General features: G+C 59.3%; 12 protein-coding genes. 10 read left to right on the plus strand and 2 right to left on the minus strand.

Translation table 11 applies throughout. The features are described 5' to 3' along the window. The first annotated feature begins 59 nt into the window (after positions 1-59). Positions 60-1,001, plus strand: coding sequence for an RpoD/SigA family RNA polymerase sigma factor (locus tag SynMITS9220_RS03460; RefSeq protein WP_067094243.1), 942 nt, complete (start codon positions 60-62; stop codon positions 999-1,001). Positions 1,002-1,031: 30 nt separating this feature from the next. Next, complete coding sequence (locus SynMITS9220_RS03465; RefSeq protein ID WP_186990742.1) at positions 1,032-1,946, plus strand: histone deacetylase; 915 nt, start codon at positions 1,032-1,034, stop codon at positions 1,944-1,946. Positions 1,947-1,957: 11 nt separating this feature from the next. Here SynMITS9220_RS03465 and pdhA read toward each other — a convergent pair whose 3' ends face one another. Further along, on the minus strand, positions 1,958-3,061 hold the full coding sequence (pdhA, locus tag SynMITS9220_RS03470; protein WP_186990744.1) for a pyruvate dehydrogenase (acetyl-transferring) E1 component subunit alpha: 1,104 nt from the start codon (positions 3,059-3,061) through the stop codon (positions 1,958-1,960). A gap of 46 nt (positions 3,062-3,107) precedes the next feature. Between pdhA and SynMITS9220_RS03475 the strand changes: the two genes are divergently transcribed. The 6 genes from SynMITS9220_RS03475 (at position 3,108) to SynMITS9220_RS03500 (ending at position 10,682) form a co-directional block, all read left to right on the plus strand. Then, a complete protein-coding gene (locus tag SynMITS9220_RS03475) occupies positions 3,108-5,228 on the plus strand; it encodes an ARC6/PARC6 family protein (protein WP_186990745.1) in 2,121 nt (706 codons plus the stop codon). Between the two features lie 87 nt (positions 5,229-5,315). Continuing rightward, on the plus strand, positions 5,316-6,785 hold the full coding sequence (gene ffh / locus SynMITS9220_RS03480; protein WP_186990747.1) for a signal recognition particle protein: 1,470 nt from the start codon (positions 5,316-5,318) through the stop codon (positions 6,783-6,785). Between the two features lie 77 nt (positions 6,786-6,862). Further along, a complete protein-coding gene (gene rpsP, locus SynMITS9220_RS03485; protein WP_067094519.1) occupies positions 6,863-7,270 on the plus strand; it encodes a 30S ribosomal protein S16 in 408 nt (135 codons plus the stop codon). An 8-nt stretch (positions 7,271-7,278) separates the two neighbouring features. Then, positions 7,279-8,310: a PhoH family protein gene (locus SynMITS9220_RS03490; protein ID WP_186990749.1), complete on the plus strand. Its 1,032-nt coding sequence runs from the start codon at positions 7,279-7,281 to the stop codon at positions 8,308-8,310. Between the two features lie 52 nt (positions 8,311-8,362). After that, complete coding sequence (locus tag SynMITS9220_RS03495; protein ID WP_115125277.1) at positions 8,363-9,118, plus strand: Bax inhibitor-1 family protein; 756 nt, start codon at positions 8,363-8,365, stop codon at positions 9,116-9,118. Positions 9,119-9,278: 160 nt separating this feature from the next. After that, complete coding sequence (locus tag SynMITS9220_RS03500; RefSeq protein WP_186990751.1) at positions 9,279-10,682, plus strand: sugar porter family MFS transporter; 1,404 nt, start codon at positions 9,279-9,281, stop codon at positions 10,680-10,682. A 235-nt stretch (positions 10,683-10,917) separates the two neighbouring features. Here the strand turns inward: SynMITS9220_RS03500 and SynMITS9220_RS03505 are convergent, their stop codons facing one another. Next, positions 10,918-11,436: a hypothetical protein gene (locus SynMITS9220_RS03505; RefSeq protein WP_186990753.1), complete on the minus strand. Its 519-nt coding sequence runs from the start codon at positions 11,434-11,436 to the stop codon at positions 10,918-10,920. 65 nt (positions 11,437-11,501) lie between these two features. Between SynMITS9220_RS03505 and era the strand changes: the two genes are divergently transcribed. Continuing rightward, entirely contained in the window at positions 11,502-12,446 is a 945-nt protein-coding gene (gene era / locus SynMITS9220_RS03510) for a GTPase Era (protein WP_186990755.1), read from the plus strand. Then, positions 12,427-12,963 (plus strand): phycobiliprotein lyase, encoded by a 537-nt coding sequence (locus SynMITS9220_RS03515; RefSeq protein WP_370594360.1) that lies wholly within the window; start codon positions 12,427-12,429, stop codon positions 12,961-12,963. The genes era and SynMITS9220_RS03515 overlap by 20 nt, the downstream gene beginning before the upstream one ends. Position 12,964 lies beyond the last annotated feature (1 nt).

Below are 12,964 nucleotides of genomic sequence, written 5' to 3' on the forward strand. Positions count from 1 at the left end.
AAACACATCGCTGATCGTGAAATTCATAGGAAAGTCACTCAACGAAAATATTCTTCCCCATGGTCTCCGCGGCAGCAGGGGTTTCAGAAACCCAAAAACGACGAAGTAGCGATCCGATCAGTTGGTACCTCGCCACGATTGGCAGGATTCCATTGCTGACTCCAGCTGAGGAGATTGAGCTGGGCAATCAGGTGCAGCAACTGATGCAACTCACCGAGGATGGAACGATTTCATCTGACAGTGAGACGTTTTCAAACAAGCAGAAGCGCATGATCCGTGTGGGCCTGCGTGCCAAGCAGCGGATGATGAAAGCCAATCTGCGTTTGGTTGTCAGTGTTGCCAAGAAATATCAGGGAAAAGGTCTTGAACTCCTCGATCTGATTCAGGAGGGTTCCCTCGGCCTTGAGCGTGCTGTTGAGAAGTTTGACCCCACCCGTGGTTACAAATTTTCGACTTATGCCTTCTGGTGGATTCGCCAGAGCATGACGCGCGCCATTGCTTGTCAATCGCGCACCATCCGCTTGCCAGTGCATCTGAGTGAGCGCCTCACCACGATTCGCAAGGTGAGCCTTGATCTCGCCCACAAGCTCGGTGCGATGCCCAGTCGACTCGAGATTGCCGAGGCGATGGATATGCCGGTTGCAGAGCTCGATTCGCTGTTGAGGCAGTCGCTCACAACCAGCAGCCTGGATGCACCCGTGAATGGGGAGGAAGGTCGCAGCTTCCTGGGCGATCTCATTGCTGATGCTTCATTGGGAGAGCCGCTTGACAAGGTGGAGCAGCGGATTCATCACGAACAGCTCGGGCGCTGGATGAGTCATCTCAGTGATCAGGAGCAGCACGTTCTCACGCTGCGTTTCGGCTTGAACGGCCATGAGCGGCACACACTGGCCGAAATCGGTCGTCTGCTTGAGGTCTCGCGAGAGCGTGTTCGTCAGGTGGAGCTCAAGGCATTGCGCAAACTGCGTAACTTGACTCGCCGCGTTGCACCCAGCTTCTGATTGTTCAGAGGTGAGTAGCCCTTTGAATCGTTGAAACCACCACTCGTTTATCACGAGGTTTACAGCGCCCCGCTACCCAGTAGTCATCGGTTCCCGATGGCGAAGTTTCGCCAGCTCGACAGTTGTCTCAGGGAGACAGGGCTGGCCAGTGATGTTCAGATGCATCGACCACTTCCAGTTCCTCGTCGTTTGCTGGAACTGGTTCATGACCGTGACTATCACGAAGCGTTTGCCAGGGACCGGCTGGATCGTCAGGCTCAGCGGCGTATCGGACTCCCTGTCACCACGCCTTTAGTGCAGCGCACGTTTCTTGCCGTTGGCGGTTCGTTGCTGACTGCCCAACTGGCTTTGAAGCATGGTCTGGCCTGCCACCTCGCGGGTGGGACGCACCACGCCTTTCCTGCTTACGGCAGTGGGTTCTGCATCTTCAATGATCTGGCGATCTGTGCGCGCACGTTGCTGGAGCAGGAAGGCCTCACGCAGATCATGGTGGTGGATCTCGATGTGCACCAGGGCGATGCCACTGCGCTGATCTTTCAACACGAGCCACGGGTGTTCACCTTTTCAGCGCATGCTGCGTCTAATTTCCCTGCGCGTAAGCAGAGCAGCGATCTCGACCTGCCGATCAGCGATGGGGTGGAGGATCAGGAGTACCTCGCCTTGATTGGCGACCATCTGCCTGATCTGCTGGACCGGTTGAATCCGCAGATCGTGCTGTACAACGCCGGTGTTGATCCCCATCGCGATGATCGTCTGGGACGACTGGCCTTAACGGATGTCGGCCTGCTGCAAAGGGATCATCTGGTGTTGGATGCCTGTCTGCGCCGCAAGATTCCTGTGGCCACTGTGATTGGCGGTGGATACGACGCCATGACGCCCTTGGTGAAGCGGCACGCCCTGGTTTTCAGGGCGGCAGCTGATCAGGCCCGTTTGCATGGGCTCTGATCAGCTTGATGTCAGTCTTCAGCCCAGATGTACCGCGTCAGCTCAGATCCATCAGGTTCGGGTGCACTGAGGGCGAAGTCGACACAGTCCTGCACGATGCCATCGATTTCCTTCTCGATCGCCCGCAGGTCCTCGCTGCTGGTCAGGCCGGAGCCGACGAGGTCGCGTTCAAGCGCTTTGAGTGGATCGCGTTTGGCCCAGAACTGTTTTTCTTCTTCGGCACGCAGTTCATCAGGGTCAGCCAGTGAATGGCCTCGGAATCGGTAGGTCAGGCACTCCAAAACCGTTGGTCCTTCACCAGCCCGGGCCCGTTCAACGGCCCTCTGGGCGGCGGCCCGAACGGCCAGAACGTCCATGCCGTCGACCTCTTCTCCGGCCATGCCGAAAGCACCGGCCTTACGCCAGATCTCTGGATCGCTGGTGGCACGGTCGTGGGCCATGCCGATGGCCCATTTGTTGTTTTCGACCACAAAAATGATCGGCAGCTTCCAGAGCTGCGCCATGTTCAGGCACTCAAAGAACTGCCCGTTGTTGCAGGTGCCATCTCCGAAGAAGGCAGCTGTCACTGAATTGCTGCTGGGGTCACCAAGGGCATCCCGCTTGTAGCGGCTGGTGAATGCCGCGCCGAGGGCGACTGGAATGCCTTCGCCGATGAAGGCAAAACCGCCCAGCAGGTGGTGTTCTCTGGAGAACAGGTGCATCGAGCCACCGCGTCCTTTGCTGCAACCGGTTTCCTTGCCGAACAGTTCGCTCATCACCTCTCGGGCGGGAACGCCGGCACTCAGGGCATGAACGTGATCGCGATAGGTGCTGCAGAACCAGTCGTGTTGTCGCTTCATGGCACCGATCACACCAGTGCTCACAGCCTCCTGACCGTTGTAGAGGTGCACGAAGCCAAACATCTTGCCGCGGTAGTACATCTCCGCGCACTTGTCCTCGAAGCGACGGCCGAGGGTCATGTCGCGAAACAGAGCCAGGCCGGTTTCCTTGTCCACGGTGGCCCTTTGGGCTGTCACCAGGGTTGAGAGCCGCTCTGCATGGGCCCCAAGCAATGACTGTCCGTCGGCGGAGGAGGCGCTGCGTGACTCTGTGCCGATTGCGATGTCCTGACCCATGGCACCACCTGTTTGACCACAGACTTTAAGGGTCCATGGCGGATCGATGGGCAAAACCCCAGACACTGCCTACAGTCTGCAGCCAATAGCTGCAACGCTGGTGGACCTGCCCATCGACCATTTCCGTCTGCTGGGGGTTAGTCCGACGGCGGAACCTGAGGCCGTGTTACGCACACTTCAGTTGCGCCTGGATCGCTGTCCCGATCAGGGGTTCACCCATGAGTCGCTCAATCAAAGAGCTGAGCTGCTCCGCTTATCAGCAGACCTGCTCACGGACCCTGAACGCCGTGGCCAGTACGAAGCCACGCTGCTGGAACTCGGTCAGGACCATCCGGGCGACACGGCTGGTCTGGAACTGTCCTCCAACTTGGAGGTGGCCGGACTGATGCTCCTGTGGGAAGCGCATGCGCCCCATGAGGCTTTCCAGTTAGCCCGCCAGGCCTTGCAGCCGCCTCAAGCTCCTGCGCTGGGCAGTGGCAGGGAGTCGGATCTGGCCTTGCTGGCGGCTCTAGCAGTACGCGACGCTGCCGATCAGGACCAGGAGCAGCGCCGCTACGAGTCAGCGGCCAACCTTCTGCAAGAGGGGATGCAGCTGCTTCAGCGGATGGGCAAGCTTCCCGAGCAGAGGCAGGTGCTGGAAACCGATCTCTCCAGGCTTCGTCCATTCCGAATCCTGGATCTGCTCAGTCGTGATCTGGCTGAGCAATCGGCGCGTCATGAAGGATTGACGATGTTGGAGAGCTTCATCAGCGATCGTGGTGGACTCGAAGGTCGTGCTCTCGAGGGGCTGGAGACAGCTGATCTGCCCGCCGGCATGGATCAGGGAGCCTTTGAGTTGTTTTTTCAGCAGATTCGCCGCTTCCTGACTGTGCAGGAGCAGGTGGATCTGTACGGACGCCTGCAGGACGCCGGCTCCGCCGATGCGTCCTTCCTGGTGGTGATGGCTCTTGCTGCTGCAGGTTTTTCCCAGCGCAAGCCTGAACGGGTTCAGGACGCCCGCACCCGTTTGGAGGAACTGAGTCTTGATGGCCTCGACACCCAGCCGCTACTGGGATGTCTCGATCTGCTTCTTGGCGATGTGGATCGGGCCGAGCGTCATTTTGCAAGCAGTCCTGATCCTGCTCTCAAGACCTGGTTGACAGCGCATCCTGGCGATGCCTTGGCTGCGCTCTGTGACTACTGCCGCACTTGGCTCGGACGAGATGTGCTGCCCGGCTATCGGGATGTGGATGCCGAAGCCATTGATTTGGAGGCTTGGTTTGCTGATCGCGATGTGCAGGCTTACGTCGAGAGGTTGGAGCGTCAGGCGCAACCAAGGGACTGGTCTTTCGGCGACTTGTCTCCTCTGACGGTGGATCCCGATGGAACACTTCCGCTGCCTTTGCTGGATTCCGAGTCTCCAATCGATGCCCCAGAGGACAGCGACGATGCGCCTGGAGGAGGTTTCGTCTGGCCGTCATTGCCTCGCCCAACACTGCCGTCTATGCCGCAGTTGCAATTCCCGCAGTTGCAATGGCCGGAGTTGCCACAGCCCAGTCGTTCGACCTGGATCGGATCCGGGGTGTTCCTGGCTGTGGTGCTGGTGATCGGGGTTTTCAGCGTGGTTGGTCTTCGCCGCGATGCCGAGCAGCCCCAGCTGGCCGGTGAACCATCGATTGATGCACCCGTGGATCAGCTGCCTCCAGCTGGGCAACAGCCGGGCTCTGCTGACAACTCCACCGAAGCGTCCGAGCAGGAGCCTGCTTCAGCTGCTCAGTCTGACGCTGATCCCGTGCTGCGTTCCGAGCGTCCCTCCGAAGCCCAGCTGGAGGCCTTGCTGCAGGCCTGGCTGGATCGCAAAGCGATGGTTTTGCGCGGTGATGGCTCAGCGGACGAACGTCTCCAACCCATTGCCAGAACAAGGCTGATCAACCAGGTGCGCCAGCAGAGATCTGCTGATCAGTCAGAGGGTCTGACACAGAAGGTTGAGGCCACCATCGACTTTATGAGGGTCATCAGCCGAACTCCCCAGCGCATTGAGTTGCGTGCGGATGTCGACTACAGCGATCAAACGCTGAACGCAGCTGGAACGGTGGTGAACAGCACTGCGCCGAGATCGCTCAAAGTCACCTACATCCTGGGTCGAGATGAGGATGGCTGGCGGCTGCAGGCCTATGCACCGGTCTGATCGAGCGATCAGTGACGCGGACACGCAGATTGCACCGTCAGTCCCTGCCACTTTTACGATCAGAGAACTGAAACCGATGTCCGGCCGATGTTCGATGAGCTGTCAGCCCGCTTTGAAGACGCCGTCAAAGGGCTGAGAGGCCAGGATCAGATCAGCGAAACCAATGTGGAGGGCGCGCTCAAGGATGTGCGCCGCGCTCTGCTTGAGGCGGATGTGAGTCTGCCGGTTGTTAAAGATTTCGTCGCCGAGGTGCGGGAAAAGGCAGTGGGCGCCGAGGTGGTGCGCGGGGTCTCTCCAGACCAGAAGTTCATTCAGGTGGTGCACGACCAGCTGGTGGAGGTGATGGGCGGCGACAACGCCCCCCTGGCCAAGGCTGAGCAGGCTCCAACGGTGGTGCTGATGGCCGGTCTGCAGGGGGCTGGTAAGACCACGGCAACAGCGAAGCTCGGACTCCACCTCAAGGACCAGGGTCGACGGGCGCTGATGGTGGGTGCTGATGTGTATCGACCTGCCGCGATTGAGCAGCTGAAGACGCTCGGTGCGCAAATCGATGTCGAGGTGTTCAGTCTTGGTGCTGACGCCAAACCGGAAGACATTGCGGCGGCAGGTCTTGCCAAGGCCAGGGAAGAAGGTTTCGACACGCTTCTGGTCGACACCGCCGGTCGCCTCCAGATCGACACCGACATGATGGAGGAGATGGTCCGGATCCGAACGGCCGTGCAGCCGGATGAGGTGCTGCTGGTGGTGGATTCGATGATCGGTCAGGAAGCGGCCGATCTCACCAGGGCTTTTCACGACCAGGTGGGGATCACCGGAGCCGTGCTCACCAAGCTTGATGGCGATTCCCGTGGTGGTGCCGCTCTGTCGATCCGCAAGGTGAGCGGTCAACCGATCAAGTTCATCGGCACAGGGGAGAAGGTGGAGGCCTTGCAGCCGTTCCACCCTGAGCGGATGGCAAGCCGCATCCTCGGGATGGGCGATGTGCTCACCCTTGTGGAGAAGGCCCAGAAAGAGGTGGAGCTCGCCGATGTCGAGCAGATGCAGAAGAAGCTGCAAGAAGCCACCTTCGACTTCTCGGATTTCGTGAAGCAAATGCGCCTGATCAAGCGCATGGGATCGCTGGGGGGATTGATGAAGATGATCCCGGGCATGAACAAGATCGACGACGGCATGCTCAAGCAGGGAGAGCAGCAGCTCAAGAAGATCGAAGCGATGATCGGCTCAATGACGCAGCAGGAGAGGGAGAACCCCGACCTGCTCGCCAGCGAGCCCTCACGTCGTCGGCGCATTGCCCGTGGCAGTGGCCACCAGCCCCCCGATGTCGACAAGGTGCTGGCTGATTTTCAGAAGATGCGCGGTTTCATGCAGCAGATGTCCCAGGGGCAGATGCCTGGCATGGGCGGAATGCCTGGAATGGGTGGTATGCCTGGCATGGGCGGAATGCCCGGGATGGGTGGCATGCCTGGAATGCCAGGTGGCATGCCTTCACGTCGTGGCGGTGGTCCCCCGAGGCGGCAGCGACCGGTCAAGAAGAAGAAGGGCTTCGGAGAACTCTGACCGGCGGCAGGTTAAGTTGGTTGTTTGGCGCTTCTGTCAGCTGCGCCGAACAGTTCCAACCCACAGCCAGCGCCACGATGATCAAGCTCCGCCTGAAGCGGTTCGGTAAGAAGCGGGAAGCAAGCTTCCGCCTCGTGGCCTGCAACAGCACTTCGCGCCGTGATGGTCGTCCTCTGCAGGAGCTGGGGTATTACAACCCCCGCACCAAAGAGACCCGTCTTGATGCTGAAGCACTGCGTGAGCGTCTGAGCCAGGGCGCTCAGCCCACCGATGTTGTCCGCACCCTGCTTGAGAAGGGTGGTTTGATCGAGAAGAAGGTTCGTCCTGCAGAAGTGGTCGGTAAGGCCAAGCAGGCTCTCAAGCGTGAAGCTGATGCCAAGCAGGCGTCCAAGGATGCTGCTGAAGCCAAGGCCGCAGCTGAAGCTGAAGCTAAGGCTGCCGCTGAGGAATCTGCTGGCGATGACGCCGCTAGTGCTGAAGGCTGATCGACAGGATGTCCGAAGCAACCTCACCTGGTCGCTTCGTCTTTGATCTCCCGCACACGGAAGCCGCGCTTGCACTAGCAGGTGGACCTTCCTCTCAAACCCTGCGTCAACTCGAGGCTCTGACGGGGACCACTTTGGTTCTGCGTGGTCTTCAGCTCGAGATCAGTGGCCGGCCCAGTCAGCTTGAGCGCACAGCCGCTGTTGTTGAGCTGTTGCGCAAGTTTTGGGAAGAGGGTGAAACCATTTCACCTGTTGATCTTCAGACTGCGCTTCAGGCGCTAGATACTGGCCGTAACCATGAGCACGAAGCCATGGGTCAGCAGGTTCTGGCGCGCAATCAGCGCGGCAGTCTGCTGCGCCCGCGCACCCTGCGTCAGAAGGCGTATGTGGAGTCGATGGAGCGTCACGATCTCACTTTTGCGCTCGGTCCTGCCGGCACTGGTAAAACATTTTTGGCCACCGTTTTGGCCGTCCGCATGCTCACTGAGCGCAAGGTGGAGCGGCTGGTGCTGACCAGGCCTGCCGTTGAGGCGGGGGAGCGACTGGGGTTTTTGCCTGGTGATCTTCAGCAGAAAGTCGATCCCTATCTGCGACCGCTCTACGACGCCCTGCACATGTTGCTGGGCCAGGAGAAAACAGCAGCACTCCTTGAGAAGGGGGTGATTGAGGTGGCACCACTCGCCTATATGCGTGGCCGAACCCTGGCGGAATCCTTCGTGATCCTTGATGAGGCTCAGAACACCACGCCGGCACAGATGCGCATGGTGCTGACCCGTTTGGGAGAGCGTTCCCGCATGGTGGTGACTGGAGACATCACCCAGGTGGACCTGCCACCAGGCCAGCTCAGCGGTTTGGTGGAAGCGTCGGAGGTGCTGGATGGGGTCGACGGTGTGGCTGTCTGCCGTTTGACATCGGCTGATGTGGTCCGTCATCCGCTGGTGCAGCGCGTGGTGGATGCCTATGCACGGCGCGATAAGAGCCATCCGCGTCGCGATGCCAAACCGACGCGCCGTTCGATGGGGAGATCCGCACCGGGCTAAAAGCCACAACCTTGTTGTAGCTGGCAAGATGTAGCAAGTGATCTGGGGCAACATGCCAGCCAGCAGCAACTTTCAAAACGCCATCCGCGAGGCGCAATCCAGCGCTCTGGTAGGCCCCAACGTGGTGAACAAAGCCCTCCCTTACGTGGGGGGTGGCATGGTTTTGACGGCTCTAGGGGTTCTTGGCGGGCTCTCGATGCAGCCCATGCCTTCCCTGGGTCAGGCAGGCAGCCCTCTGTTTTTTCCTTTGTTCATTGCTGCCTTTATCGGAGAGATTGTTCTCTTCTTCATGGCAAGTAGTGCAGCGAACAATGCCAACAACGCCAAAGCACTGCCGTTGCTCGCCGCCTTCAGTTTGCTGACTGGCTTCACCCTCAGTGGAATTGTTGGACTTGCCTATCAAGTGGCGGGCATGGGTTCCATTGCCACTGCTGTGATCGCAACAGGCCTGACTTTTGTGATTGCTTCGGTTGTCGGCAAAAAAATGAGCGACAGCGTCGGGCAGGCTCTGTCCGGCGTGGTTGGTCTTGGCTTGATTGGCTTGATCATTGCCATGGTGGTGCAATTCATCGGTGGATTCTTTGCGCCGGAGATGTTCCAGCAAGGCACGTTCGAATTGATGATTGCCGGCTTTGGAACAGTCCTGTTTGTGGGCATGGCGTTCGTGGATTTCTACACAATGCCTCGCACTTACAACGACGATCAGTATTTGGCCGGTGCTCTGGGGATGTATCTGACCTACATCAACCTGTTCGTCTTCATCTTGCGCCTGATCATTGCTCTTCAGGGCGGCGGCCGCCGCGACTGATTTTGATCACTGATTTCCGCAAGGATGAGTTTCTTTGCAGACCAACCCCGGCAGTCGCCGGGGTTTTTTGATGGGCGAGATCAGATCTCAGGGTGTGACATTGATCGGACAATTGCAGAATCTTTCGCTGAATTGAGATCACTGCTGCTGTCCTTCAGGCATGCAACATCGCACTGCAGACGATCAACAGCGGGTTTTCACAATCCTGAGTCTTGCGATCACTGCCGCACTGGGTGGTTTCCTGTTCGGCTATGACACCGCGGTGATCAATGGTGCGGTGACCGCCATTGAGGCCACGTTTCAGACCTCTCCCTCTGCGCTGGGACTGACGGTGTCTTCGGCCCTGCTGGGGTCTGCAGCTGGAGCCTTGGGGGCCGGATGGCTGGCTGATCGTTTCGGACGTCGACCCAGCATGGTGCTCGCAGCCGTGCTGTTCATCCTCAGTGCCGTCGGTTCGGCTCTGTCGCCACGGCTGGTGGACCTGGTGGTCTGGCGAGTGGTTGGTGGAGTTGCCGTGGGCTTCGCCAGTGTGCTCGCTCCGGCCTATATCGCTGAGGTCTCTCCAGCGGCGATGCGCGGACGCACCGGATCTCTCCAGCAGCTGGCAATTGTGCTCGGCATCTTTATCTCGCTGCTGTTCAACTATCTGATCGTGTTGGTCACATCTGACCAGGAGCCCACATCGCTTGTGGGCCCGATGGCGGCCTGGCGCTGGATGTTGATGGCGGAGGTGGTTCCGGCTCTGCTGTATGGCTTTTTGGTTTTGAGGATTCCTGAAAGCCCTCGCTATTTGGTGCAGATCGGCGATCTGGATCAAGCCAGAGCAGTGATTCGCCGCACGATCGGTGAACCCACTCAAAAGGTGGTTGATCGCATTCAGGCCAGTCAACTCAAAGGTGGCGGCGGCTCGATTAGGGATCTGTTCAGCCGTCGATCCGGACTGCTGTCGATTGTGTGGACCGGCGTTCTGTTGGCGGTCTTCCAGCAGTTGGTTGGGATCAATGTGATCTTCTACTACTCCAGTGAGCTTTGGCAGTCGGTTGGCTTCAGCACGACCGACAGCCTCAGCGTCACCGTGGTCACCGCGGTGACAAATGTGGTGACCACGTTTCTGGCGATCGCCACCATTGACCGCCTCGGTCGACGGCCGCTGCTGCTGCTGGGGTCGGTGGTCATCACGGTCAGCTTGGGGTTGATGAGCTGGACGTTCTCTGGAGCCCCTCTCGTGGATGGAATGCCTCAGTTGACAGGAGTTCCATCCCTGGTCGCGCTGATTTCAGCCAATGTGTTCGTGTTTGCCTTTGGATTCTCCTGGGGACCTGTGATGTGGGTCCTGCTGGGTGAGATGTTCAACAACCGCATCAGAGCCATGGCGCTGGGGTTGTCGGCCACGGTGAACTGGCTGACCAACTTCCTGATTTCCACCACGTTCCCGATGCTGTTGAAATCTTCGGGTCCAGCGCTCGCCTACGGCCTCTATGCCACAGCCGGTGCCGTCTCGTTCTTCTTCGTGCTGTTTTTGGTGAAGGAAACCCGTGGCAAGGAACTGGAGGAGATGGCCTGAACCGAAGGCGTCCAGCCTGCGCGATCTCCAATAAAAAACCCCGGATCAATCCGAGGTATCGACATCGGTTGATCCCCATCACCCGGCCGATGGGGTTAACGGTACTCAGGATGCGACGAAAGTTGTCTCAACTTCAGATTGCCCTAATAGTGTTGCAAGCAGATGCTTCATGGTTCGTCACGCCAGATCTGGTGCGGGCTGTGATCAAGCGGGCTGTTTGGGTGTTTGTCTGGGATTACTCGGCAACGGCTTGCACGGCATCGCCGATGGCGCGCTTTTGGTGATCGTCATACCCCCAGCGTTCCAGAAAGGCCAGATCTTCGCCTCGACTGTGGTTAGCAGCTTCCAGCAGGACCTCCAGTCGGTCTTTGACGCGCTGAGAATCAAGCTGGCGCAGCAGTTCGGAACAGCGTTGATTCACGCGCTCTGATCCGGCGGCTTGCTCGTCGTCATTGTTGTTGCGGTGATGCACAGCCATGGCTGCGCTCATGGCCAGATTGCGGGCCGTGAGATCTACTACGCCGTCGCCCGCTTCGCGCAGTTTGATCAGTAGGGCATCCGGAAGCCTGTCCATCAGGGCGCTGTCTCCCGCAAGACTCACCACAAAGAAGCCCCTGGCGCCATCGCGGCTGGCCACGAGTGCTCCGACTCGGTCGGCCATGACTTCATCGCTGATTTCGTCCTGGTCCCATTGCTTCATCCAGCCGGCGGCGATCTCCATGGCTTCCTGGAAGCTCGGCTCTCGCTGGGTCATGAACGGCAACTGATTGGAATTCCAAGCCTATGGGCAGGGTGCAGTCTGCAGGCGATGCTGAAGGGATGGATGCAGCTTCAACGTCGTTGTCTGACGGCTACCGCTCGGGCTTTGTCGCCCTGATCGGACGCCCCAATGTGGGCAAGTCAACGCTGGTGAATCAACTGGTGGGCGACAAGGTGGCGATCACCTCTCCGGTGGCCCAGACCACACGCAATCGCCTCAGAGCGATTCTCACCACGCCAGCTGCTCAGCTGATCCTTGTTGATACTCCAGGCATTCACAAGCCGCATCACCTGCTGGGGGAGCGTCTGGTTCAGAGCGCGCGCTCTGCGATTGGGGAAGTGGATCAGGTGTTGCTGCTGCTCGAGGGCTGCGAACCGCCCGGCCGTGGTGACGCTTTCATCGTCAATCTTCTGCGTCAGCAGCGCTTACCGGTGCAGGTGGTGCTCAATAAATGGGACATGGTCCCGGTCGATCGCAAGCCCGAGGCTGATGCGGCCTATCGCGAACTGCTGGGGGAGACCGAATGGCCTCTGCACCATTGCTCAGCCCTGAACGGTGCCGGCTGCCCGGAGCTTGTGAGCGCAGTCAGTGCTCTGATGCCCGAAGGGCCTCAGCTGTATCCAGCCGAGATGGTGAGTGATCAGCCCGAAAAGCTGCTGATGGCTGAGTTGATTCGCGAACAGGTGCTGATGAATACCCGCGAAGAGGTGCCTCATAGCGTGGCGGTGAGCATCGATCGGGTGGAGGACATGCCGGCGAGGGGTAAAGGGAAAGCTCGCACCGCCGTTTTGGCCACCGTGCTGGTGGAGCGCAAGAGCCAGAAGGGCATCCTGATCGGCAAAGGCGGAGCCATGCTCAAGACCATCGGTCAAGGTGCTCGCCTGCAGATGCAGAACCTGATCGATGGTCCCGTGTATCTAGAGCTGTTTGTGAAGGTGGTGCCTGACTGGCGCAGTAAGCCTCAGCGACTGGCAGAGCTCGGCTATGCCGAAGAGCGCATCTGATGGATGGCCGAGCTGCTGGATCTGTTCCCTTCCCTGCGAAGATGGCTTGATGGATGAGACCGCTTTCCCTCCAGCTGATCTGAAGGCGTTCCTCGCACTGTGCGTGGGGTCCTGGATGAGCCTGCGCAGCCGCTTTGACCTCGGTGGCTCCGAGGATGACTGGCATACCAGTGACCGGGGTGAGGTGACCGTGAGCCTCAGTGATCAGGTCGCTGAGTCGGTCCTGTCGGTGCAGTCTGCGGATGGAGCCGCCAGCGAACTTCGCTTTGCCAGCGATGGTGATCTCGTGGTGATGGCTCAAGGGGAAGAGCGCAGCGGCCGCTGGCAGCTGCGTGACGATGCCAGCCTTGAACTGGAACTCAAAGATGGCGACTCGGCGGCCACCGTGCTGGAGCGCATCTGGTTCATTAAGCCCAATCTGCGCCTGCGCAGCACCACGGCCATCGCCACGGATGGAACCCCTCTTCAGGCGCGCTTTTGCTCCGAGATCCGGCGCGTGTCATCTCCTCAGGCCTGAG

It is taken from the genome of Synechococcus sp. MIT S9220 (genome assembly GCF_014304815.1).
Taxonomy (GTDB): Bacteria; Cyanobacteriota; Cyanobacteriia; order PCC-6307; family Cyanobiaceae; genus Synechococcus_C.

What these genes read in the sequence shown, in the direction of transcription:
- SynMITS9220_RS03460 (WP_067094243.1), top strand. Translation starts at nt 60, where the DNA reads ATGGTCTCCGCGGCAGCAGGGGTTTCAGAAACCCAAAAACGACGAAGT.
- pdhA (WP_186990744.1), bottom strand. Translation starts at nt 3,061, where the DNA reads ATGGGTCAGGACATCGCAATCGGCACAGAGTCACGCAGCGCCTCCTCC.
- SynMITS9220_RS03475 (WP_186990745.1), top strand. Translation starts at nt 3,108, where the DNA reads ATGGGCAAAACCCCAGACACTGCCTACAGTCTGCAGCCAATAGCTGCA.
- ffh (WP_186990747.1), top strand. Translation starts at nt 5,316, where the DNA reads ATGTTCGATGAGCTGTCAGCCCGCTTTGAAGACGCCGTCAAAGGGCTG.
- rpsP (WP_067094519.1), top strand. Translation starts at nt 6,863, where the DNA reads ATGATCAAGCTCCGCCTGAAGCGGTTCGGTAAGAAGCGGGAAGCAAGC.
- SynMITS9220_RS03490 (WP_186990749.1), top strand. Translation starts at nt 7,279, where the DNA reads ATGTCCGAAGCAACCTCACCTGGTCGCTTCGTCTTTGATCTCCCGCAC.
- SynMITS9220_RS03495 (WP_115125277.1), top strand. Translation starts at nt 8,363, where the DNA reads ATGCCAGCCAGCAGCAACTTTCAAAACGCCATCCGCGAGGCGCAATCC.
- SynMITS9220_RS03500 (WP_186990751.1), top strand. Translation starts at nt 9,279, where the DNA reads ATGCAACATCGCACTGCAGACGATCAACAGCGGGTTTTCACAATCCTG.
- SynMITS9220_RS03505 (WP_186990753.1), bottom strand. Translation starts at nt 11,436, where the DNA reads ATGACCCAGCGAGAGCCGAGCTTCCAGGAAGCCATGGAGATCGCCGCC.
- era (WP_186990755.1), top strand. Translation starts at nt 11,502, where the DNA reads ATGGATGCAGCTTCAACGTCGTTGTCTGACGGCTACCGCTCGGGCTTT.
- SynMITS9220_RS03515 (WP_370594360.1), top strand. Translation starts at nt 12,427, where the DNA reads ATGCCGAAGAGCGCATCTGATGGATGGCCGAGCTGCTGGATCTGTTCC.